The sequence below is a fragment of the Limosilactobacillus reuteri genome, assembly GCF_013694365.1.
GTDB lineage: Bacteria > Bacillota > Bacilli > Lactobacillales > Lactobacillaceae > Limosilactobacillus > Limosilactobacillus reuteri_E.
The window spans coordinates 770308-793747 of the sequence record NZ_CP059275.1 but is presented as its reverse complement, the minus strand read 5'-3'; the positions used below and the strand labels follow the sequence as shown (position 1 = coordinate 793747).

Annotated in this window: 28 protein-coding genes and 1 pseudogene; all 29 read right to left on the bottom strand. The window is 38.7% G+C overall.

What is annotated here, in order from left to right:
• Window positions 1–327 precede the first annotated feature (327 nt).
• The 29 genes and pseudogenes from gndA to HHK02_RS04480 all read right to left on the bottom strand — a co-directional run bounded on the left by gndA (window position 328) and on the right by HHK02_RS04480 (window position 23439).
• Window positions 328–1764 carry an NADP-dependent phosphogluconate dehydrogenase gene (gene gndA, locus HHK02_RS04620; protein ID WP_003669861.1) on the bottom strand — a complete coding sequence of 479 codons (1437 nt, stop codon included), beginning with the start codon at window positions 1762–1764 and terminating at the stop codon, window positions 328–330.
• The gene (gene zwf, locus HHK02_RS04615) at window positions 1765–3246 is read right to left on the bottom strand and encodes a glucose-6-phosphate dehydrogenase (RefSeq protein ID WP_035159561.1); all 1482 of its coding nucleotides are present in this window, start codon (window positions 3244–3246) and stop codon (window positions 1765–1767) included.
• Entirely contained in the window at window positions 3247–4416 is a 1170-nt protein-coding gene (locus HHK02_RS04610; RefSeq protein WP_181462813.1) for a CynX/NimT family MFS transporter, read from the bottom strand. It abuts the gene before it with no gap.
• Window positions 4417–4842: a VOC family protein gene (locus HHK02_RS04605; protein WP_003669866.1), complete on the bottom strand. Its 426-nt coding sequence runs from the start codon at window positions 4840–4842 to the stop codon at window positions 4417–4419.
• The gene (gene nrdI, locus HHK02_RS04600) at window positions 4843–5310 is read right to left on the bottom strand and encodes a class Ib ribonucleoside-diphosphate reductase assembly flavoprotein NrdI (RefSeq protein ID WP_003669868.1); all 468 of its coding nucleotides are present in this window, start codon (window positions 5308–5310) and stop codon (window positions 4843–4845) included.
• The gene (locus tag HHK02_RS04595; RefSeq protein ID WP_035159564.1) at window positions 5311–6639 is read right to left on the bottom strand and encodes a hemolysin family protein; all 1329 of its coding nucleotides are present in this window, start codon (window positions 6637–6639) and stop codon (window positions 5311–5313) included.
• On the bottom strand, window positions 6640–7503 hold the full coding sequence (locus HHK02_RS04590; RefSeq protein WP_181462812.1) for a P-loop NTPase family protein: 864 nt from the start codon (window positions 7501–7503) through the stop codon (window positions 6640–6642).
• A complete protein-coding gene (locus HHK02_RS04585; RefSeq protein WP_003669873.1) occupies window positions 7504–8028 on the bottom strand; it encodes an NAD(P)H-binding protein in 525 nt (174 codons plus the stop codon).
• Window positions 8029–8556, bottom strand: a complete 528-nt coding sequence (locus HHK02_RS04580; protein ID WP_035159628.1) for a DUF1836 domain-containing protein — start codon at window positions 8554–8556, stop codon at window positions 8029–8031.
• A complete protein-coding gene (locus HHK02_RS04575; RefSeq protein WP_003664931.1) occupies window positions 8557–9009 on the bottom strand; it encodes a MarR family winged helix-turn-helix transcriptional regulator in 453 nt (150 codons plus the stop codon).
• Window positions 9010–9735: a B3/B4 domain-containing protein gene (locus HHK02_RS04570; RefSeq protein ID WP_152697230.1), complete on the bottom strand. Its 726-nt coding sequence runs from the start codon at window positions 9733–9735 to the stop codon at window positions 9010–9012.
• Window positions 9736–10848, bottom strand: a complete 1113-nt coding sequence (locus HHK02_RS04565) for an AI-2E family transporter (RefSeq protein WP_181462811.1) — start codon at window positions 10846–10848, stop codon at window positions 9736–9738.
• Window positions 10849–11493, bottom strand: a pseudogene (locus HHK02_RS04560) (sugar phosphate isomerase/epimerase family protein); the annotation flags it as partial.
• Window positions 11494–12417 carry a hypothetical protein gene (locus HHK02_RS04555; protein ID WP_181462810.1) on the bottom strand — a complete coding sequence of 308 codons (924 nt, stop codon included), beginning with the start codon at window positions 12415–12417 and terminating at the stop codon, window positions 11494–11496. It lies immediately after the preceding pseudogene.
• Window positions 12418–13125 carry an MIP/aquaporin family protein gene (locus tag HHK02_RS04550; protein ID WP_003669884.1) on the bottom strand — a complete coding sequence of 236 codons (708 nt, stop codon included), beginning with the start codon at window positions 13123–13125 and terminating at the stop codon, window positions 12418–12420.
• Entirely contained in the window at window positions 13126–13959 is an 834-nt protein-coding gene (eutJ, locus tag HHK02_RS04545) for an ethanolamine utilization protein EutJ (RefSeq protein ID WP_003669887.1), read from the bottom strand.
• Window positions 13960–15054, bottom strand: coding sequence for a helix-turn-helix domain-containing protein (locus HHK02_RS04540; RefSeq protein WP_003669888.1), 1095 nt, complete (start codon window positions 15052–15054; stop codon window positions 13960–13962).
• The gene (locus tag HHK02_RS04535; RefSeq protein ID WP_003669890.1) at window positions 15055–15333 is read right to left on the bottom strand and encodes a BMC domain-containing protein; all 279 of its coding nucleotides are present in this window, start codon (window positions 15331–15333) and stop codon (window positions 15055–15057) included. It lies immediately after the preceding gene.
• Complete coding sequence (gene pduB, locus HHK02_RS04530) at window positions 15334–16050, bottom strand: propanediol utilization microcompartment protein PduB (protein ID WP_003669200.1); 717 nt, start codon at window positions 16048–16050, stop codon at window positions 15334–15336.
• Window positions 16051–17727 (bottom strand): propanediol/glycerol family dehydratase large subunit, encoded by a 1677-nt coding sequence (locus HHK02_RS04525; RefSeq protein ID WP_003669892.1) that lies wholly within the window; start codon window positions 17725–17727, stop codon window positions 16051–16053.
• A complete protein-coding gene (locus tag HHK02_RS04520; protein ID WP_003669893.1) occupies window positions 17728–18438 on the bottom strand; it encodes a propanediol/glycerol family dehydratase medium subunit in 711 nt (236 codons plus the stop codon).
• Entirely contained in the window at window positions 18439–18954 is a 516-nt protein-coding gene (locus HHK02_RS04515; protein ID WP_003669895.1) for a diol dehydratase small subunit, read from the bottom strand.
• Window positions 18955–20802 carry a diol dehydratase reactivase subunit alpha gene (locus tag HHK02_RS04510; protein ID WP_085680280.1) on the bottom strand — a complete coding sequence of 616 codons (1848 nt, stop codon included), beginning with the start codon at window positions 20800–20802 and terminating at the stop codon, window positions 18955–18957. It lies immediately after the preceding gene.
• The gene (locus HHK02_RS04505; protein WP_181462809.1) at window positions 20803–21159 is read right to left on the bottom strand and encodes a glycerol dehydratase reactivase beta/small subunit family protein; all 357 of its coding nucleotides are present in this window, start codon (window positions 21157–21159) and stop codon (window positions 20803–20805) included.
• Window positions 21160–21729, bottom strand: a complete 570-nt coding sequence (locus HHK02_RS04500) for a BMC domain-containing protein (RefSeq protein WP_003669901.1) — start codon at window positions 21727–21729, stop codon at window positions 21160–21162.
• A complete protein-coding gene (locus tag HHK02_RS04495; protein WP_003669902.1) occupies window positions 21730–22017 on the bottom strand; it encodes a BMC domain-containing protein in 288 nt (95 codons plus the stop codon).
• Window positions 22018–22662, bottom strand: coding sequence for a phosphate propanoyltransferase (locus tag HHK02_RS04490; protein ID WP_003669904.1), 645 nt, complete (start codon window positions 22660–22662; stop codon window positions 22018–22020).
• The gene (pduM, locus tag HHK02_RS04485; protein ID WP_003669906.1) at window positions 22663–23166 is read right to left on the bottom strand and encodes a PduM family microcompartment protein; all 504 of its coding nucleotides are present in this window, start codon (window positions 23164–23166) and stop codon (window positions 22663–22665) included.
• Window positions 23167–23439 (bottom strand): EutN/CcmL family microcompartment protein, encoded by a 273-nt coding sequence (locus HHK02_RS04480; protein WP_003669907.1) that lies wholly within the window; start codon window positions 23437–23439, stop codon window positions 23167–23169. It lies immediately after the preceding gene.
• Window position 23440: the final 1 nt, after the last annotated feature.

Here is a 23440-nt window from a genome sequence, read left to right as displayed (position 1 = left end):
GAGCTGAGGACAAGAGTGTCCACCGTGAGGTGGAATCTGAAGGAAGTCTAAGGCAAAGTACTGCATCGATGAACAAGAAGTAGCTATAAGGCTGAAATTAACTGGATAAGGCTGCTAGACAAGTTGAAGTCCAATACTACTCCTATTTAATTTATTAGCCATATTTATATAACCTCTTTTCCCTTATTGACTTTGGCTTGAACACCTACATCTTAAGGCAAAAGAGGCCTTTTTTATATAATTTTTATCGCCCACCCGCATAGCAGGTGGTTTTCTGTTTCGTGCACTCGCTCTGCTCGCGCACTCAACCAGGTCTAAAGACATTAATTATTGTTCTTCGTACCAGCTGTAGTGGAAGTTACCAGGACGGTCAGTACGTTCGTAAGTGTGAGCACCGAAGTAATCACGTTGAGCTTGAAGCAAGTTAGCAGGAAGTACTTCTGAACGGTATGAGTCGTAGTAACTGATAGCAGCACTAAGTGAAGGAACAGGAATACCAGCCTTAACAGCAAGAGTAACAACGTCACGAGTTGCCTTTTGGTACTTCTTAGCAATATCCTTGAAGTAATCATCAAGAAGCAAGTTCTTCAAGTCTGGGTTCTTAGTGAAGGCATCAGTAATGTTTTGTAAGAATTGTGCACGAATAATGCATCCTGCACGCCAAATTTGAGCCAATTCACCATACTTAAGGTTCCAGTCGTAACGTTCGGAGTCGATCCGCATTTGTTCGAAACCTTGTGCGTAACTCATAAGCTTACCGAAGTAAAGAGCTTGACGTACCTTTTCAATCATTTCCTTCTTGTCGTCGATTGAAATAGCTTCAGTTTCAACAGGCAATTCCTTGCTTGCTTGTACACGTTCGTCCTTCATCATTGAAATGTAACGAGCGTAAACAGCTTCTGTAATAACTGATTGAGGAGCACCACCATCAAGGGCAGTCATTGAACTCCACTTACCAGTACCCTTGTTAGCACCACGGTCAAGGATCATGTCAACAATAGGCTTGTTCTTGTCGTCACCAAGGTCATCCTTACGAGTAAGGATATCAGCAGTAATATCAACAAGGTAACTGCTTAATTCACCCTTGTTCCATTCAGCAAAGGTCTTAGCAATGTCATCAACAGGCATCTTTAATACGTTACGCATGATGTTGTAACTTTCGTCGATTAATTCTTCATCACCGTATTCGATACCGTTGTGAACCATCTTAACATAGTGACCAGCACCATTTGGTCCAATGTAAGCAACACATGGCTTGCCATCTTCTTCAGCCTTAGCAGCAATCTTAGTAAGGATTGGAGCAACTAAGTCATAAGCTTCTTTTTGACCACCTGGCATAAGTGAAGGACCGTGAAGGGCACCTAATTCACCACCGGAAACACCCATTCCGATGAAGTTGATACCAGACTTGTCTAACTTAGCGTTACGAGCCATAGTATCGTGGAAGTTAGTGTTACCACCATCGATTAAAACATCACCCTTGTCAAGTAATGGCAATAATTCGTCGATAAGAGCATCAGTTGGCTTACCGGCCTTAACCATCATAAGAATCCGACGAGGCTTTTCTAGTGAGTCTACGAATTCCTTAACAGTGTAGCTAGGTACTAACTTCTTATCGCTGTGGTCACGCATCATATCGTCAGTACGGTTACGGTGACGGTTGTATACACCAACCGTGAAGCCACGACTTTCGATGTTTAGTGCAAGGTTCTTACCCATAACAGCTAAACCAACAACACCAATTTGTGCTTTTTGATCAGACATCTAATGATTTAAACGATAAACCCACTTACGTCCATCACGAGCCAAGAGTTCGTCAGAAGCTGCTGGACCCATGGAACCAGGAGTGTAGTTAGGGAATTGAGGCTTTTCAATATCCCAAAGCTTACGGATAACATCGACGAACTTCCATGCATAAGCAATTTCAGCCCATGAGGCAAAGTTTGTGTGGTCACCTTCAAGTGCATCATGGAAAAGACGTTCATATGGTTCTGGAGATTCCTTCTTATCAGAATCACTTTGCAAGAAGCGTAAATCAACAGGTTCTGTTGTGAAGCCTTGACCTGCGCGCTTAGCATTTAATTGGATTGCAAAACCTGAGTTAGGTTCAACAAAAATAGTTAATACGTTTGAGTTAAGGGATTGGTCACTTTCAGAACGTGGGTTAGCAAAGATATCGATTAATGGCTTCTTGAAGACAACATCAATACGAGTAAACTTGTCTGCTAACTTCTTACCAGTCCGAACGTAGAATGGTACACCAGACCAACGATAGTTATCAAACATTAACTTAGCAGCAACAAAGGTTTCAGTACCAGATTCTGGATCAACACCATCTTCATGACGGTAAGCGTTAGTTCCTTCTCCAGCATCATATTGTCCACGGACAAAGTTAGCAGCTGCTTCTGATGGCGTGTAGAGGCGAAGACTACGAAGAGCCTTAATCTTTTCAACTCGAACATCAGCATCAGTAAATGCAACTGGTTGTTCCATTGCTAATTGAGCAACGATTTGCATGATGTGGTTTTGCACCATATCACGTAATGCACCAGATTGGTCATAGTAACCGGCACGTTCTTCAACACCAAGCTTTTCACTTAAAGTTACTTGGATGTTATCAATGTAACGATTATTCCAGAGTGATTCAATCATGGTGTTACCAAAACGTAATGCTTGAATGTTTTGAACCATTTCCTTACCAAGGTAGTGGTCAATCCGGAAAATTTGATTTTCACTAAATGTTTGTGATAATTCATCGTTAAGCTTCTTAGCAGATTCAAAGTCACGACCAAATGGCTTTTCAATAACAAGACGGTTAAAGCCATTGTCAGTTAATAATCCTTGCTTCTTCAAGTTCAATGCAATAGTACCGAAGAATTGTGGTGCCATTGACATGTAGAAGAGACGGTTGCCTTCAGCGCCAAATTGTTCATCTAATTCGGCAAGGCGTTGCTTAAGGATTTCGTAATGTTCTGGTTTAGTAACATCATGTGACTTGTAGAAAAAGTGTTTTGAGAATGCTTCTGCTTGGCCATCCTCAGTTTCTGGAATATTGCTAATAGATTCACGAACGATTTGTTGGAATTCTTCGTCAGTCAATGGACGACGGGAGGTTCCTAGTAATGCAAAATGGTCAGCTAGGTAACCCTTTTGATATAACTTGAACAAAGCAGTATAAAGTTTACGCTTTGCAAGGTCACCAGTCGCACCAAATAATGTAATGACAGCCTTATTTTCTGTAGCCAATTAAACAAATTGTTTACGTTCTGCTATTACACCACAGACTGTGAAGAAGATAGCTGCAATAGCAATCACGATTAAACTTGCAAACCAATTATGTGTTTGTGAATAAAGGTTTCCAACAACGATAGGACCTAATGCAGAAATTAAGTATCCTACTGATTGGACCATTCCAGAAAGGTTTCGGGTATCGGCAGAACTCTTAGTCTTTAGTCCGAACAAGGTCATTGCAAGAACGAAAGTAGTAGTTGTACCGGCACCAAGAAATAGGGCAACAAATATATAGTAAACAAGAGAATTTACAGGGAAGAACATCATTCCAGTTCCAATTAAAGAAATGATTCCTGCAAATAGCATAATTGGTTGCCGATTTTTCATCTTAGTGGCAATCACTGGGATTACAAAGGCGAATGGCATTGATAATAGCTGTAGTAATCCAGCAACTAAACTTGCATTATCACTGCTTAATCCAGCGTCCATGGCAATTGTAGGTAACCAGGCAACGATACTATAGAATACGAAACATTGTCCCCCGAAGAATAAGAGTAACCACCATGCATTTGCATTTTTCCACATGTTAGTTCCACGCTCAGTAGAACTGCTTTCTTTAGTGGCACGTTGATTATAGCGTAAGTTTGGTACCCAGATAATTGCTGCAATTAAAGCAACAATACTAATAATGATAACAGCGGTTTGCCAACTAGTAGCATGGGTGATTGGAGTAATTGCGTAAGCGCCAATTGCAGCAAATAAAGTCATCGCGACATTATACATCCCGGTCACACTTCCAATTTGATTAGGAAGTTTGTCAGAAATAATCGCAGGTAATAAGACGTTAATACAAGTGATGGCAGCCCCGATTAATATTGTTCCGATCATTAACGAGGAGAAATTTAAAATTCGTAGGTAAGAACCAATAAACATTAAAATCATTGCTAATTCAATCGTTAGTTCATTACCAATTTTTTGAGCGAGTGCTGAAACTACTGATGATAATAATCCAAAACAAAGGAGGGGAATAGTGGTTAAAATTCCTAAGCTAGTAGTTTCTACATTAAAAGTTTGTGCAATATCTTTAATGACAGACGGTATTGCTGTAATCGGCATCCGCATACAGATCCCAAGGAAGAATAATCCAAGGATTAGAAGCGGACTATGCTTTTTGAGTTTTTTCAATTAGCCTTGTTTATTAGCACTTATCAGCCATGTTATCCCATACTTATCTACAATCTGCCCCATTACATTATTTAGGATCCAATCACCAAATGGTACCGTCACACGTTGATTGTCTGATTTTGCTAAACGATTAAACAAATCACGTGCTTTATCTTCCTCTTCTTCAAAATCGAGTAAAATTGAAATTAGTGTAGACGTTTGGGGATTGCCCATCGTTGCATCTGCACAAATAATCTTTTGTCCAGCAATCATAAATTCACCACGCATTGTTGTCTGGTTCAATTGATCAACTGGTAATCCAAGACTTTCCGCCTGCTCTTTTGTCAGAGACTCGTGATATGTAATCTGAGCGCCAAAGTCTTGTTCATAATAAGCCATTGCTTCCTTCGCATTTTCAAATGTTAGGTATGGGTATATAGCCGTCATTTAGGCGTTAACTTCGCTCCACCGTTTAGCTAAGATAGTATAAATTCGCTCAATATCTTGTGAAGTGCCTCGTAATTCATAGTCTGCGAGAAATGGCGCGTCAAAGTTTCGCGCGTATTTACGAGCAGTTAAGCAATATTGTTCGTTAAAATTCTTATTACCACTACCTACAAAGCCGACACATTTTTTAGCGTTATCGTTGTAGGAAATATATTCACCTAATGCATTTGTCATAATTTCAGTGAAACCAGAATCGATCCCGTTACCACCATTTAAATATGTGGGTACGAAGGCAAAGAAGGGTTCTGTTTCATCGGCAGGAAGCGTTTGATCGCTAACTTCTTTTAATTCAATAAGTGGACGATCTTCACTAATACTGTGCTGTTGTTTAGCATATCCCTGCATCCGCGTTAAGAAGGAACGGGTATTTCCCTCAAGCGAGATATAAATAATATTCATTGGTGCCATTTACTTTGATAAAGTGGTAACAATAAAACTATCAATATATGAATGACGATAATCTTGAATTTTTAACTCAAGGTTGGCTAGTTTGATCGTTTCTCCTTCATGAATATTATGATAATTATCTAACACATATCCTGATAAAGTTACTACATCGCTATCTTCAGAATCTTTAAGTTCAACATGGAAGAAGCGTTCAAAATCATAAATGGTCGTTTTTCCATCAACCCGGTATTGATTTTCATCAATTTTAGAAATCATGTTATCTGAAACCTTGTCGATCTCGTCTCTTACTGTTCCAAATAGTTCTTCATAAATGTCCTTGTCAGTAATAATTCCGCTAGTACCCCCATACTCATCAACAACGACTACCATGGGCACCCGAGTACTAATCATTAACTTAAGGACTTCGGTAATTGAGGTAGTCTCAGGAGTAGTAGGCATATGGCGAAGAACTTTTGCTAAAGATACATCTCCGTTGATTTGCTTTTGCCGAATTAGATCGTAGTTAAAAACATAACCTAAAATCTTATCCTTATCCTTATCAGCAACTACCGGTAAGCGGCTATATTTCGTCTTAAGATATAGTTTAATCGCGTCATTTACGGTTTTATTTATATCAATAACTGTTAATTGAGTACGATCGATCATAATATCTTTAGCAACCTTATCGTTAAAGTCAAAGGCTCGTTCCATATATAGCAAGTCATTGTGCTCAAGTTCACCGCCTTTAACAGCGTTTCGAGATAGGCTAATAATCTCACTTTGCGAAAGGACGTCTTGGCTCTCGTCAGCTGGCTTCATGCCTAACATTTTAACAATTCCGTTGGCAGAACTATTAAGCAACCAAACGAAAGGATAAAAAGTAATGTGAAAATAGTGCAGTGGGGTGGTAACGAACATCAGGGTCTTAATTGGAATATCAATACTGATGTTTTTGGGTACAATCTCTGTTAAAACTACTTCGAAATATGTTAGAAGAAGAACTCCCACAATGGCACTTACAACATGGATGACACTATTGTTTAGTGACCAGCTTGGTAACGAAAGTGCATCAGCTAAGAGTGCTTCAATCGTTCCTTCACCGACCCAACCGAGAATAATTCCACAAATTGAAACTCCTACTTGAGTGGTCGAAAGGTATTCTGTTAGATTGGTGACCATTTTGATTGCGCGGTTTATTTTGGTAGATGGTTTATCGCGCTTTGCTTGCATTTCTTCTAGGGCTGTTACCCGTGCTTGCACTAAAGCAAATTCGGCTGCCACAAAAAATGCCGCAAAGATAAATGTAATGATTATAATTACAAAATTAGTGAATAGTTGGCCCTCATTCAATTAGTAAGCCATCAATTCATCTTCAATCGTTGCATCTTCAATTCTGACATCAGTAATGGTGCTTTGCTCTAGTAATGGCAGTAATGTTTGAATATTTCCAGTGAAAAGGAAACGGGTCTCATTACCTGCTTCTTCCAACATGTGTGCCCCTAACTTTACTGCATTGTCGATTGGGAAACCAGTTCCTATTACTGTCACAGTACAATCTACTCCATCATTCATCGACAAATCACGTGCAGAAGTCAAATGACTGCCATTAAAGTAATAAAGAGTATGAGCAAACCGCATCAATGTTGAAATATTTTTGCTTGTGAAAAGCACTAAGGCATCGACCTTTTGAGCATAGTCTTTAACAAGGTGACCAATCATTTGCCGTTTATTTTCCTCTAAGCCATCAAAGGCATCACTCAAAATTACGATTGGACATTGCCAAGCAAGGAGAAGTGCTATCCGCAGTTCTAGTTGTTGTGCCTCGTTTAATGAAGCAATCATTTGATCAGGTTCAAATTTCAATGATTTAAGCATTTGGAGTGCTTGTTTTGGCTTCAAAGCATTTTTACGATGATGTAATGCGTGGTCAACAGCTTTCGCCACTGTCTTTCCTTTTAAAACCACATCATCAATTCGGCCGATTTCATTTTTGCTTTGGCGCTTATATTTTTTGAATGGAACCCCGTTAATTGTTACATCCCCATTTAAGATTTTTCCACGAACAGATAATAAATCTTCTAATGCAGTTGCTGCGCCTGTATCGTTACTGCAAATTCCGACTACTTGTGGTGACTTTAGTTCTAATGAAACGTTATCTAATTGATCTCCTGATTTAGCATCATAGACTAAATCATTAATTGTAATACTGCTCACTTATGGTGCAATTCCAATCGATTGATTCCGAAAATCATCGGTAGTAACTGCCTGTTCAATTATCTGTGCTACTTGTCCTAATCCAATCTCTTTACCTTCTAAAGGATTGCCTTCACTAACAACCTTAAGTGAAGTTTCTTCATTAGTAATTGGCAAAGCTCTAATAATAGTATAGGGCAACTCAAATTCATCAATCATTTTAACCGCATATTGATGAGCAAGGACAGTCTGAGTTGCCTGTTGCCCATACCATTCCTGTAGTTGCTGATTTGTCGCATCATCTGCTGTTCCTGCAATCGAAAGCATTACTATTTTTGACGGTAAAAACAGTGAGTGATCAATCAATTCGGCTAACTCTTGGACTTCATCATCTACATACTCATTAACAGTGGGAAGCCAACATAATATATCCCCACGCTGAATTTCAAATTTAAAACTAGTAAGAGCAACTGCTTCTGGAACCCTTTTGATAATAGTTGGTACTAAATCGTCATGCCGGTGACTAATAAAAACTATCCGACCCATTTAATTATTTTCCAACGGCGCAGGCTGAGCGACTTTTTGCATGGCTGTTAATAATTGAGCTGCATCCATTCGCGATAAAACTGATTTCAGTGCTAATGTCATTAAGCGATCATTTTGTGTATTAATCACATTATTACTTGGAATTTCTTCTCCAGCTAAAAGTGCATTCAAAATTTCAACAAAGCGGTCATAGGCAGCTTGCGGGTAAGAATTCATAGTAACCTGAGCAATTCCTGCACGAATATCATCCAGTGAAAAATTCGATTTTAACAATCCAATAAGCAAAAGATCTACTAATTGGTTAACGGCATACTTTTTCTTAATCGGTGCTTGAATAACTTTCTTTTTCACATAATTATTTACCATTGATTTTGTAAGTGGCTCAATTCCTAAATGATTTAATTGTTCATTTACAATCGCCACCACCTGGTCAACATATAAACCTAGTGTAGGTAATTCTTTCCATCGTGGAAACCGCACCCGTGCTAAATTATTTTGCCATCGTTGATATTCTTCTAATTTATCCATTTAATATTGACGTTTGCCCCCATGCTTTACGGTATCCCAATCGCCATCAATATTTTGGCGGATACGAACTAGATAGTCATGAACCTGCTGAGCCTCTTTTTCCGAGAAGCCTTTCAATGCCTCACTATTTGAAAATTGGTTTTCACGAATAATAAAAGGATAAATCTCTTTTCCTTTTTGAGTAACATAAAGTCGTTTAATTTTCTTATTCGTTGGATCACTTTTTCTTTCAATAAAGCCATTTTTTTCAAGCTTTTTTACAGCACGGGCAATCGTTGTTCGGTCTACTTTTATCAAGTTTGATAATTGTTCTGAAATAATTCCTGGATGCTCATAAATACGAACAACATACAGGTATTGACCACGTGCTAAGTCGATTTGCTTGAACTCAATATTGGCAATCGAATCGAGTGCTCGATCAATCATCCCTATTTCACGTAAAATATCAATCATTTATAAGTTATCTGGAACATCAGCAGCAGGTTGGTCCTTAGTTAGTCGATAAACTTGCGATGTATTTACACCAAAGTACTGGTTAATTAACTTACTCAATTCTTCCATCGCTTCATTAGCGCGTTCAATTTGTTCTGGATTAATTGCTTCCATAACCGCAACTACATTTTGAGAATCTTCTGTCAACATTGTTCGTTGAGCTTCACGCCAATTTAGACAACGACAAACAGCACCTTCATCGTCATAATAAATAACTTCCCCCGCCAAAGCAGGTTCATCTTCTTCAGCACCGACTGGCCGAAATGCTTCGCCACCTTTTGCAACACCAAGATGAAGGTTGCCAGCAATCTTATTTCGATCTTCAATGCCCACTGGAACACCGTAGCTTAAAGAAATACTATTGTAGACATCCACAAGAGGTTCAATTGGTTCAAATTTCCGTCCTTGATTGGCACGCTTCAATAAGGCCTCAATTGATGAGCGCGCACCTTTCTTTTTCTTAAATTGTTGAAATGCTTGACGCCATTGATCAACAACTGGATTCAAACGAAAAGTCTCATTGGTTAGAAACTTATCAGCCTCATGAGCAGCATTTGCTAATAGTTTCTTTCGTTCATCATAGTTGTCATCAGTATCATGGTTATCAATGCCATTTGCAAACAAGATATTTACCTGTGCATCTGGAAAAAGTTCCCAAAAACTTGGATCAATCGTCACTTGCTTCATTCACTCATTTTTTTGAATTGTTATTCTGTTTCTTGCATCAGCACTTAACAATTTATAAAGGGCTGCAAATAAAGGAACAGTGAACATCATTCCAAGAATTCCGGAAATTCCTCCACCAATAATAACTGCAGCAAATACCCATACACTTGGGAGACCAATTGATCTTCCAACAACTAGTGGATAGGTAATGCGGTTATCTAACTGTTGAAGAAGAATAATAAAGATCAAGAAAATACCGGCTTGAAGTGGAGAAACGGCGAAAATGATAATTACTCCGACACTCGCTCCAAGGATTGCCCCAATGATTGGAATTAATGCACCAAATGCAGTTACAACTCCGATCATTGAAGCATATGGCATTCGTAAGATCGTCATCCCAATAAAACACGAGATTCCAAGAATAGCGGCATCTTTACATTGCCCAACAATATAGTTACTGTAACTTTCATCAAAAACTTTCAGAACTTTAATTATTTGTGCCTGGTATCGGCTAAAGTATGTTGAAAGTAATTTAGTAAATTGACGTTGCAACATCTCTTTATAAATCAAGAGGTAGATTGAAAAGAAAAACGCAATAATTGCGGTTGTGGCAACTGAAAATACAGACGAGGCTGTTGAAATAACCGTCCGGAAAGTTCCACCAACACCAGATGTAAGGTATTTACCAATTTTATCCCATTGAATTTTACTGGTATCAAAGCTATTGATGAAGCCCTTAAAATCACTGCTATGTTCAAAGTAATCAATAAAATGGTTGATAATGTGACTATGATTTGCAATAAGTAGTTTTACACACGTAATAAGTTCGGGAATTACCAGAGCAAAGACGATGGTGATTATTAGGAGGATTGTTAAGTAGGACATTATTATTCCAACTGGCCGCTTGAATTTTTGCAAACTTGGCTTCTTAAATAAATGCGAGTAAAGGTATTCATACTGTCTTAATAATAGGTTAACGATATAGGCGACTATTCCTCCTATTAAAAGAGGCATGGTTGCCGAAAAAATTGTTTGGATAAATTTAGCAACAACTTCCCAGTAAGTGATTGCTAAGTAGAGGATAAATAGGGCTAATACTAAAGAAATATGACGGTGATTAATATATTGCTTCACTTAAACTCCTCTATTATTAAGCTTTTGGTAAAGTTTAACTAAATAATTATGACTGTCAATTTGTTCACGACAATTATTTTGATCGTGTAAGTTAATTTCATAAATACTAGTAGCAGCTGGATTTAAGTGAGGCAAAACGTTAGCCCAGTCAATTTTACCGGTGCCGAGAGTAAGACTATCATGAGTTTCGCCCATTGAATCAACTAGGTGGTAATGAACGGTACGATCTTTTAAATGCGCTAGGGATACGGCCAATTTCTGATTATTCCCATGAAGTTCAATAAAACAATGGGATGTATCAAAGGCAAGTCGATAATCATGTGCAAGAATTTCATCTTCTTGAAGGGGATCGCCATAAGCAAAAACTGGCGCAATTGAGTTTTCAAACATGATATGCTCTCCACCAGCATCTGCAAAACGATCCAACCGCTGATAAACAGCATTTCGGGCGTCTTCTACACTAGGGTAGAGTGAAACAAAGTAACGTGACTCAGGACCAGCATAACCACCATGAACCAAAACTTGAACATCAAGATCATCAGCTAAATAAAGGAGCTTTTCAGTTGTAAATTCGATAAAGCGATATAGGTCAGGATACTGTTTTTCAGGGGCCACTACTTCTGAATGATGATCCTGAAACTTCATTTACCAGAAATTATTAGCTTTTCTTAAAATAAAACCTAGTCCTATGAAAATAATCACCAAGAAAATCCCACAGTAAATATATCTTTGCGGATGTCCTTTTACGTGTCCGTACCGATAATCATTATTATAACGTTGCATGGCTCCTATTATTAATCCACTGATTCCATTTATTGTTGGACTAAGCGCAAAGGACGCCGACACTTCGCTTATTTCATTATTAATAAAGCTAAAAATAATAAAAAGGACTCCAATCATCACCGTTGAAATTATCGTTGCAAGATTAATTCCAACTAACATTTCATAGATAATACTGTTATTAGCTGGAACCTTAACAAGTATTCTTGGCATCTCTTGCCAACTTCTTGCAATAAAGAAGATGAGTAAAAAGCAATCACCAATAATAAACGGTAAAGTCCAACCATTATGTAATTCTAAACTTGGCGGAATTACAATCCCTGCAGCGCATAGAACTACTATTGGCCAATACATCGAAGCAAATTTTCGACGTGATTGCGGTCGTTCCAGGAGAGCAAAAAATTGTCCCAAAAGAGCTTGTAAGAAATTTAAAACGATAAATATCATGACCCATATATTTAAGTAGCTAGGAATTAATACTACTTTAGGCTGTCCCCAAGCTAAGACAATCGAAATAATTAAAACAATAGCTAATAACAAAGCCCTTGGTGCATAAGGGGACAGATTTCGATATTTTTCTGCTCGTTGATAAATTAATATCAGGTTATACATATTCATCACTAAAATGACAGCTGAAACCAGTAAAGCAGAGTCCTGCAACTGATTTGGGGATGGGGGTTCTCCACCTAAAATAATATATGCTGACATTGTACAAAGCCATCCCACTGTCCACATCAATGGAATAGTTGGTGTCAAGATTAATGGCTGACGCGGCAACCATTGTTCCATTTAAACAAGCGCTGTTTGTAAAGCACATGCAAGAAGGCCCCCAACAATTGGACCACACATTGGAACCCAAGCATACCACCATTCTGCAGCTCCTTTATTTGGAACCGGCAAAATAGTATATGCCAAACGTGGTGACCAATCACGAGCCGGGTTTAAGGCAAAACCTGTTGTCGTACCAAGACATGTACCAACAACAGCAATAACCATTCCTACGATAAATGGCTTCAATCCCTGTGTAAAGTTACCAAGATTTAATAAGATGAAAATAAATGCAAAGGTCGCAATCACTTCTGAGAAAAAGTTAAAAATTGGACTATTTATCGCTGGACGAGTAGCAAAAATACCAACATTATTTCCTTCCTCTTCATTTGGGGTTGCTTTAAATTGTGGATAGAATTGAATAATTACTAATACTGCACCAACAAACGCACCAAGAAATTGACCAAGTAAGTAAGGTATAACGTTACTCCATGGGAATAAGCCAAAAATAGCAAAAGGAATTGTTACAGCGGGATTTAAGTGCCCTAATGAACCCAGAAATCCTGCAACATAAACTCCCGTTGTAACTGCTAAGCCCCATGAAATACAGATAAACCACCAACCACTTTGTTTCCCATATGTTTTATTCAAACTATTACCAGCACAACATCCTGCTCCTAATAGGATTAAAACCATGGTGCCAAAAAATTCGCCAATAAATCCATGCATTTAATCATCAAACATTGCAATACCCAATGGCGTTACAAATTGTGGATAAAGCGGCTTATAAACTTTACGTTTTAAAGTCTTACTAAATGTGGTTGTAAATTCCGTAAAATTAGTGGCACCACCCACAACGATTACTGGGTCGATAACTTCTGCACCCATGTTTTGAACAATTGCTGCCATCTTTTCAACAACTGGTTTAATAACGGCATACACTTCGGGTTCTTTATCTTTGTCACGCTTTAGTTGTTCTGCTTCGTCATTCTTAATCTTATAGCGTCCGCCCAAGACAAGCGTCATGTGAAAACCGCCCGTTGCTTCATCAATAACATGAATGAGCTTATTATTCTTAAAAACACTAATTCCAGTGGTTCCACCACCAATATCAACGACCGTACCATTAACTAATCGTAGAAACTTGGCTGCCGCTGTTGGTTCATCTTCAATGCCTGTACAGATCATCCCTGTTTCTTCAATAACATTGGCAACCACCTTAGCACTTTTTTCACCAGTCTTCGGAGGAATTGCACCACAGGCTGTCTTAAGTTCACATCCCAGCACTTTCTCAGCCTTTTCCTTTAGGCGCCTTAAAATATTAACTGATTCCATAAAGTTAACTACGATCCCGTCTTGAACCGCATGGTCATATTCATATGCTCCATACACAATTCTATTTTTAGAATCAAGGACCGTTAAAACAATTGAAGAAGTTCCTAAGTCTACTCCTGTCTTCAGCTTTTCTTCAGGCTTAACTTTGCGCATGGGCTTATCACCATTAACAATCGTTGCAAATTTTTTTAATTGTTCATTACTATTCTTTAATATTTCTTTTTCCATTTAAATGATTTTTTCAGTATAAATCCATTGTATTACTGAACGGTCAAAAACGTTTATTTCGCTTGCGGGGATAATTGGTTGTGAGCAATCTACTGTATAAACCCAACCAGCTTTATTACGGACATCGCTTAAATCATTGATTGAATAGATATAAGGATATCCATTTAAATCACGTGCCTTAAATGAGATTTCGTTCTTATTAAAAAAGTCTTTTGAGATTTCATAAACGGATTTATTAGATCGCCATTCAAGATTTCGCGGAATGGTATAAATTTTCTTAATTGCAGAATTATATTTACGATATTTTGAAGGCGTCATCCCGACTTTCTGTTTAAAAATCTTGGTAAAGTAACTTGTTTGTGAGAACCCGACCGAATGAGCTAATTTGTTTATTGGCGTATTTGTAAAAATAAGCTTTTCTTGTGCAAGAGCAATTTTTTGCAAATTGATGTAATTGATGAAGTTGTCATTAAAGTAGTTCTTAAAGATTCGGCTTAAGTATGAAGGAGATAAGTATATTTTTTGAGAAACGTTTTCAAGGGTTAATGATTTTTCAAGATTAGAGTTGATATATTTTAATGCCATCATGATATTTTTTTCAATATCAGATGGTGACGAATCCCCTGCATTATTACCATTGACTGTGAAATTCGAAGGAAGCGGATAGACGCCAGCACCAGTTGGAGCCTCAGAAATACTTAAAATGCTGTTAAGGGATTGAGCCAGTGAGGAAGCTTTGGAAGCCTCAATTGGATCTAAGATAATAATTTGATTGGATTTATCACTAATGATTTCTTTGAGTGATGTTTCGATATATTTTCCACACAATTTAATAAAGTCAACATCAATATGTGAGGCATCAAGAATAAAAAATCCGCTCAAAGAACAATTAACAGCCAGTGGAAAAAGAAAGTAGTTTTTGAATCCTAGTTTCCTTAAATGATCTAGGGATACATTTGAATCAAAAAGAAGCGTATTACAATCTACAACAGTGCCAGTCACACTTGTGAAAACAATATTATTCTTAGTGAGATCTTGAAAAGTTTTAGTAACTCTTTGGATGTCGTTAAGAAACTTTGATGAATATTCGTACATTTATTCTTTATTTGGTAAGAGCTTTTCAACTTCAGATTGAGGACGTGGAATTACGTAGTTAGAAACAACTTCCCCAATATTTTCAGCAGCCTGAACACCAGCGTCAACTGATGCTTTAACAGCACCAACATCACCACGAACCATAACAGTTACTAATCCGTGACCAATTTTTTCTTGACCGATCAATTTAACATTAGCTGCCTTAACCATTGCATCGGCAGCTTCAATTGATGCTACAAGTCCTTTAGTTTCAATTAAACCAAGTGCTTCTTGTCCCATCTACTTAATGTATGATGGGAAATCATTAACTGGTTCTTCACCAAACTGTGACAACAACTTTAATCCAACTTCTCGTCCAGCCATAACAGCTTGACGAACGGCACCTGAATCACCTGTAATGGTCAAGCATCCCTCATTAGAAAAGCTTGTTCCGTGACTAGGAGAAGTAAAGTTTAATGGTTCAACACCAGCAGTCTTTAGTGCTTTATCTCCCATAACAACACCAATACCTGAAGGACAACCACAAATTAATCCAAAGGCTTTCCCTTCAACTGCGCCTAATCCGAGGTGAGCTGCACCAGCTGCCCGTGCCGTGAATTGTAGTTCAAGGTGCCCGGCTTTGGCATTATAAACATCACCAAATGTTCGATGAAGATTATCAAGAGCAACACGAATTGCTTGACGTGCATCAGCTGGATCGTCACCACCAATGATGATTAAACATCCGTGACCACCGCCGCCTTTGGTATCACGTGGCCATTCAACATCAATACATTCCATATTAGTAGCCTTGATACCTTCATCCATTGCCATGATTTGCGGACCAGCACCAGTACGATCGCTCAAAATTCCTAGTGTCTTATATTGTTTTGTAACATGCAATTTATCTAGTAATTGTTGGTCAACACGTGGAATCACCATTCCGATAGTGTCACCAATTTCACTAGCACCGACAAATTCGGGAACTGTGCTAGTAGAATTTAGAAAGTCATTCATCTATAGTTCCAAGTGTTCTGGATCAAGTGCGAATGGAAGATCTTTGATTCGATCCCATTCTTCCTTGTCTTCATATAGACGGTATCCAGTACCTGGACCTTGGTAGTCATTCCCGTCATTTACGGCAGAAGTGATATTCCAATCCTTGTCAAAGATTGATGAAGTTTGAAGGTAATCACCGACAACCTTTTGCTTTTGAAGGTTCAATACAGCTTCAGCAACATCCTTAAATCCATGGTTATAAAGAGCCTTAATAATATCAACAGCAGTAATGCCACGATCCATCATATCTTGAGCAGCTTTCATATCTGCAACCATGTCACGTTTTGGCATGTCATCATGAGTGTTAGCATATGTAGCAGCTTCAACTTCTTCATCAGTAATCTTAGGTAGTCCAAGATCTTCAAATACAGCTTGTAATGCCTTAGCAGCCTTGTTACGAGCCTTAATAATTGTTTCTTCTTGAACTGGGTGAATACCATAGTATTGACCTAAGTCACGTTCCATAACATACATGTCATCGTAGTCCATTGCATCGGTGTTTGAACCAGCAAAGGTGTTATCGTAGTTAGGAGTTGATGAGTAACCAGAATTAATGTAATCAGTACCGGCAATAAATTGACCAATAAACCGTTCAGTACGCCGCATATCTGAGTGTGAGTATGCTTGGTCACAACCAGAAGCACATTCAATATCACACATCATACATAATAGGTTTTCACCAAGAACTTCACGGATACCGTTAGGAACAGCACCTGGAATTTCAATACAACTTACGGCACCGTTTTGAAGTCCTTGAACACCTGAAGCCTTGGTAAGTAAAATACAACGTGCTTCAAGATATAACATTGACTTACCTTCTGGGTAACCCATCAAAACTTCTGAACCAGCACCTGAAGTAAACCGCATCTTCAAACCACGCGATGCATAACATGATGCAAGGAATCCTTTAGACCATGGTGTATCATCACCATCAGTAAATACCCGGTCAGTACCATAAACTGAAATAGTTTCAGCATAAGCGGTAAAGCCACGCATTCCTAATTGCAATTCGGTTGCTTCTTCAACAGAACATTGTGTTAATACACCAGGACGACCTGTTTGAGCACCAATTAAGATTGAAATAGCATTAAATGGTGCATAACGGGCAACGGCAGTAGTAGTTTCTTGTTCTGGAAAACCACGAAGCGCAGCATCAGCAGCATCAGCAGCAATTTGAACTGGGTTATCAACCGTGTTGGTAACGTGACATTGGTTATCCGGCTTCCGACGCGGACGCATCTTCTTGATAGCCATAATCATTTCACCAAAGTCAAGCTTACTAATGATTTCTTCGGCTTTCGCTGGAGTTAGTGCAGAAGTAATTTCAATGATGGATTCACGTGAGACATTTGGATCAACCAACATCCGTGCAATTTTAGTTGAATCCATATTCATAACTTTTTCAACGTTATCAATATTAATTCCATACTTAGCAATGTAGAGGTCAATTAAGTCAAAGTCTTCCAGCTTCTTGCCATCCATTTCGACAATTTTACCGTTTTCAACCTTTACACTTGGCTTCGGGTCATTTGGACCCATCATTGCAACGAAACCTTCTTCAGGCCATTCCTTAACAAATGTATCTTGATGAATTGGCCGCTTTTCTAGTTCTTCAAAACGTTTTTGACGCTTCATTTAATCGAACGTAACTTTGATTTCTTCTTCAGGCTTTCCAACAACAACTTGGTGAGTTTCACGAATATGCATAATTGCTGAAATAGCTTGGTAGTGAATACGAGCAAGTTGATCGTTCTTAGCTGGAACTGGTTCTGGAGATTCACCTTTAGCGTACATTGCTGCATTCTTACCAATTGCCCGGAAAGTTTCTGGTGTAAGAACCGGAGCTTGTGGGAATAATTCTAGGTTTCCTAATGGATCCTGGTCTTTTTGGTGAATAACAGTTGTTCCCTTAGATTGGATTCCAATTGCAATTCCTGAACCAGATAAGTGGTCACCCTGAACAGCACAGAAAGCAACGTCTGATGAACGATAGACTTTAACTACTCGTGCTTTAAGTCCCTCTTCTTCAATTCCGGCAATTACTTGACGAAGTACCTCTTTATGAGGAATCCCAGTTTCTGTTTTATCTAGAACTGTTGCAAAGGCAGGACCAACTGCGATTACAACTTCATCCTTTGAGTACCCTGGTTTTGCTTCGCCAATTGGTTGGAACCAATCAAGTTTCTTTTCAGGAACTGCCTTGCTGTTTGGTTGTTGAACTTCTTCAGTAGCAGTTGCGGTACTATTATTTTCCTTGTCAAAATTGATCTTAGTATCAATTTGATTAGTCTCGTTTAAAACTTCTTTAACGATCTTACGAAGTAAATTTTCATCGATATCAGCCATCTAGTTATCACCCTTGAGCTTCTTTCGACTTTCATAGTAATCTGCAGCTTCTTCAAACCAAGCTGCACATACTTCTGCATGATATTTATCACGGAGTTCATTAGCAATATCTAGTAATTCTTGCTTCGTTGAACGGAATGGCCGTAATGCATCATACATTTGCAAAACACGTTCGTCTGGAACACGTGTTAATTCAGCTGCCCGTTGTAAGTTCTTTTGAATTGCTGGCCGACCAGCGTTTGCTGCGATCTCACCTTGAAGTTTTAGAGCTTCTGGAGTAATCCGTAATTCTTTTGGATTAACTTGATCATTTACAACCTTTTGTAAAGTAATATCATCAAGTTTCTTTCCTGATGGTGTCTTTACTAAATCACGGTGCTTTTGGTAAAGAGGATAGTCATCTGCTGTCATTTCCTTACCGTTATTTGTTGAAGTAGCACTTGTTGAACTATCGGAAGATGAGCTATTTCCCATCTGTGCCATGATCTTTGCTACTAAATCATCAACTTCACTCATTCATTGTTCATATTGCTTCCTTCTTTCTTCGCCATAACGGAGAATTAATCCTGTTGCAACCGCGTTTCGTGGGCCTTCTACTCCACGAACATTCCCACGTCCGGCAACTAAGTTAAAGTGTGCTAACTCATCTGTTACTAGTTGTGGTATTTCAAAGTCAAGAGCAGATCCACCGACAATTACAACAAACGGAATATCACGAATGTTTCCTGTCGGGCTGACGTACTTAAGAGCTCGTAATGCATTGGTTACAAATACCCGCTTCTTAGCACTTTGACGAACCAGCTTGATCTTCTCAATGCTTGGATTACCCGTAACCGGTTCATACCCATCTGGTTTGATTACAACAACACGAGCAAACAATGATGACGGAAGCGGATCTTCAAAGAATTGTACCGATCCATCTTCATGACGAATTTGGAATAGATTTTCGACTTTAGCTAATGGATAGCGCTTAATATCCTCTGCCAAGTGAATGTCATTTAATCCCAATTCAGAGTTAATAATCATCGTAACCATGTCACCAGCACCAGCTAAGTGAATTGCTACAGTTTGATTTTCTTTATTGATAATTGAAGCATCTGTTGAGCCGGCACCTAAATCAAGAATTGCAATTGGTTTATCTGTTCCCGGTGTCGTTAATGCACCGCGAATTGCAGATTCAACTTCGGCACCACCAATCTCAACCTTCGTATGGAATTCATCTTCAATTAATTTAGCAATTACTTCCATTTGAAGATGATCAGACTTAACCATCGCAGCAATACCAACTGCTGATTCATTTGAAAATTCACCAGCCAAGCCCCCGCGAACTTCGACAGGCACCTGTGTATCTACCGCTAATAGATCTTGAATAGCAATTTCACTGTTCTTCTTTCCGGTTAAATCAGCCATTGTTTGGCGAACATTTTCAAGCATTCCACCAACGTTAGTCCCTGATTCTCCAGTAATATCATTAATGTGACGGAAACTGGAAATTTTCTTCATAATGGCGTCAGCACCTTCTGAAACACCAACTTCTTCTTTTCCGGTATCGCCGTTAATGATAATGTTTCCGGCTGGAATTACCCGTGCCTTAACATCCCCTGCTGGTGTCTTAATGACAACGGCAGAACGGTTACCAATAAGTGCACGTGAGACAGGAACAATATTCTTGGTTTCTTCTGGATTCAATCCAAACAAGGTAGCAATTCCATATGGATTTGAAAGTTGCGAGATAACTTGTCCCGGACCAGCAACTTCAACTGCCGCCAGCATATTTAATGGGACTTTATCAATCATGGCAACTTCATCAACAATCGGAATTGATTTATTCAATCGATTATCAACTAACACACCATCATCATTTTTTAGGATCGCAGCTGTAATCTTATAGCCCGAAGCAACATAGGCGTTAATCAGTTTAGCAACATCTTCAAAATCAATATCCTTAGGAACAACAACAATATAGTTTTGACTTTTATCCGTCTTTTTGACAAGATCCAATAGTCTAACTGTTATTCCTGCACCAGTTCCAATACCACCGGGAGTATCAGGATTATGTCCGATCATGGTCGATTCGGTTACGACTGTTTCGGTAATTGTTTCCATCGCTACGTCACCGATAACTGGCGTTGCCTCATTAATCCGAATTAAATCAATATCATTAATCGTTAAATTAGCCTTATTAAGGACTTGATTGATGGAATCTCTAATTCCAACCAGATTTTGTTTTGTACCCTTGATACCAGTAGTAGGGGCTATTCCAGAGCCAATAAAGTTAATTGTTCCATTATCAGCAACATCAGCTAACGCTACTTCAGTGGAAGAATTACCAATATCAACACCTATTACTTTTTCAGTTGCCATTCACCTGTTTACCATTTCCTTAAAGGGGATTCCCTTTACTAGTCGCGCTGCATTTGCTCCTAGAACTCGTAGTTGCTTACCATCACTAATTGTTTTATCAAATAGTGGTTTGTTTTCTTTTAAGTTTTTATAGTGAACGATAAATCGATCACCATCAAAAGCAATCCCTACTGATAATCGTGAGGCGAGGGCCGACTGGTATGCCCGACTTACAACATTATCAATGTCGATTTCTCTAACCGCCACCGGTATTTGTTCTTCTTCAATTCCGTTAAAAAGCGGTGCTGCATTTTGAGGAATAGCTGTTCCATTCTCAACACCTACGATAATTGAGGGACGCTCTGAATCATTGTTCATCTATTTTTTCTTTAATTCGTTGTAATGAATGCACTTTTTGTGTGGTTCGCCTAGTTTCCGTGGACACTTTGGATCACCGCACATGTTGCATGTGACCTTTTCATTAGAACTTACATCCTGGTCTTTATCATCAGGACCGTCTACTGTTTTAGAATCGTTTGCTAACTCACGATCTTCAATAGAAGGTTCATCAGCATGCTCATCTACTTTTTCCTCAATGCTATCTTTAACCGACTCCGGTTGTATAGTTATTGTTGGCTCAACCGGCTTATTAGCTTCCTTTTTCTTTGGAGTTTGGTTTAATAAATCAGTTTTCCCTAAAGAATCTAATCCCGAAGCAGGACGACCAATAACCGTTGAAGTTACATATACATCCGGCAAATAATCCTTAACGGCCTCAACAGCAACCGTTACGGCAGATAGTTCACCGCTAACTTGTAATGTAACCCAGCCATTTCCCTTAGTATTTTGAATACTACTAAGGTCAACGTCCGCAGTTTTTAGCATTCGATCAGCAGCAACAATAGCACCAGATAATCCATTACATTCTACATAGCCTAAAGACTTCATTTATTCAGCGTCACTATTTGATCCTGGTAAGATCTTTTCAACTTCTTCATGTGGACGTGGAATTACGTAAGATGATACAACTTCGCCAACGCCTTCAGCAGCTTGGACACCAGCGTCAACAGCTGCCTTTACAGCACCAACATCACCACGAATCATAACAGTTACCAATCCACTACCGATCTTTTCCTGACCTGTTAATGTTACGTTAGCTGCCTTTACCATTTGATCAGCTGCTTCAATTGATGCAACTAAACCCTTAGTTTCAATCATTCCTAATGCGTTATTCATTTAATCTTTCTTTTTAATGATAACCTTCCCGTAAGAATTGTTACCTAGTCCAACATTTGCCGCATTGGCTTCATCTGTATCAATATGCATTTCAAGAACAAAATCCTCACGTGGACGAGCAACAACATCATCAAAAATCGTCTTACGTCCGCCGTCACCATCAACCTCAACCTGCATAGGATCACCAAGTTTAACACCAAACCGCTTAGCATCTTCAAGGCTCATATGAATATGCCGCTTAGCAACAATTACACCTTGAACCTCAATTTCGGCATATGGTGAACGAACTTTAATCGATGGGGTACCATCAAGGTCACCGGACATTCTAATCGGTGCATCAATTCCAAGAGTAAAGTTTTCAGATCGGGCAATTTCAACCTGTGAATGTGAACGGTATGGCCCCATTAATCGAACATGCTTGATTGTTCCCTTTGGTCCGATTAAATCCACTGTTTGTTTTGCCGCAAAATCAGCATGTTGGCGTAACTTTTTGAGCATTTCAATTTTTTGCCCTGGGAAGAGTTTTTGAAAATCTTCTTCAGTTAGGTGAACATGGTGATTTGAAACACCAATCGGAACAAGATTAGGATTAAGTGTTTCCTTAATAATAGCCCGAATAAGCGTTCTTAAATGTTCTTCATCCATCTACTCTCGCCATATACAATTTTCTTCAGTCCTAATCTTAATTTTTATTTTTTTATAGTTACAAATATCAACTGCTTCATCAGTGATAAGCTGCTGTTGATATCTGACAAGAATCGATTTATCTGGCTTAGCAGCTATCTCTCCTCTTGTAATAATTCGATTATGACTGGCAATCACTGGCGATTCGTTATTAACAACAAAGAGGATTGGCCAGTCTAAAATCATCATTCGTGGAATAAAATTAACCATCTGTTCATTAATCAAAAAGTAGAATTTAACATCATAGCTAATTCCTTCTAATACCCAGTTAACCCAAGCATTAGTCTTTTCCATTGAATACAAATCCTTCACTAGGCTAATTGATATATTTCTAAGAATAACTTTACCGTTCCGCAAGAAAATCTGGTCACTAGGTGGGGTAACCTGCTGATTAAAAGAAACTTCCGTACTAGTATGCTTCCGTTCTTCTAACCGGTGCATAACCTGTTGTAATAGGCTATCCATCTACTTATCAAAACGGTCAATTATTCCTACAATAGTACAATCATTAACATCCCTAGTTTGATCCTCATCACGCTCTTTATCAGCACGTCTTGCACCTGCACCCCTTACAATCAATACATTATCGCCAATTCCGGCATTTACTGTATCAGCAGCTACTTGTTCAAACCTAACCGGTTGCTGATCTGAATTAATTTGTTGAACAATCATTAGCTTTTTCCCTACTAATGATGGATCTTTTTGGGTTGCAACAACACTGCCTACTACTCTCGCCATA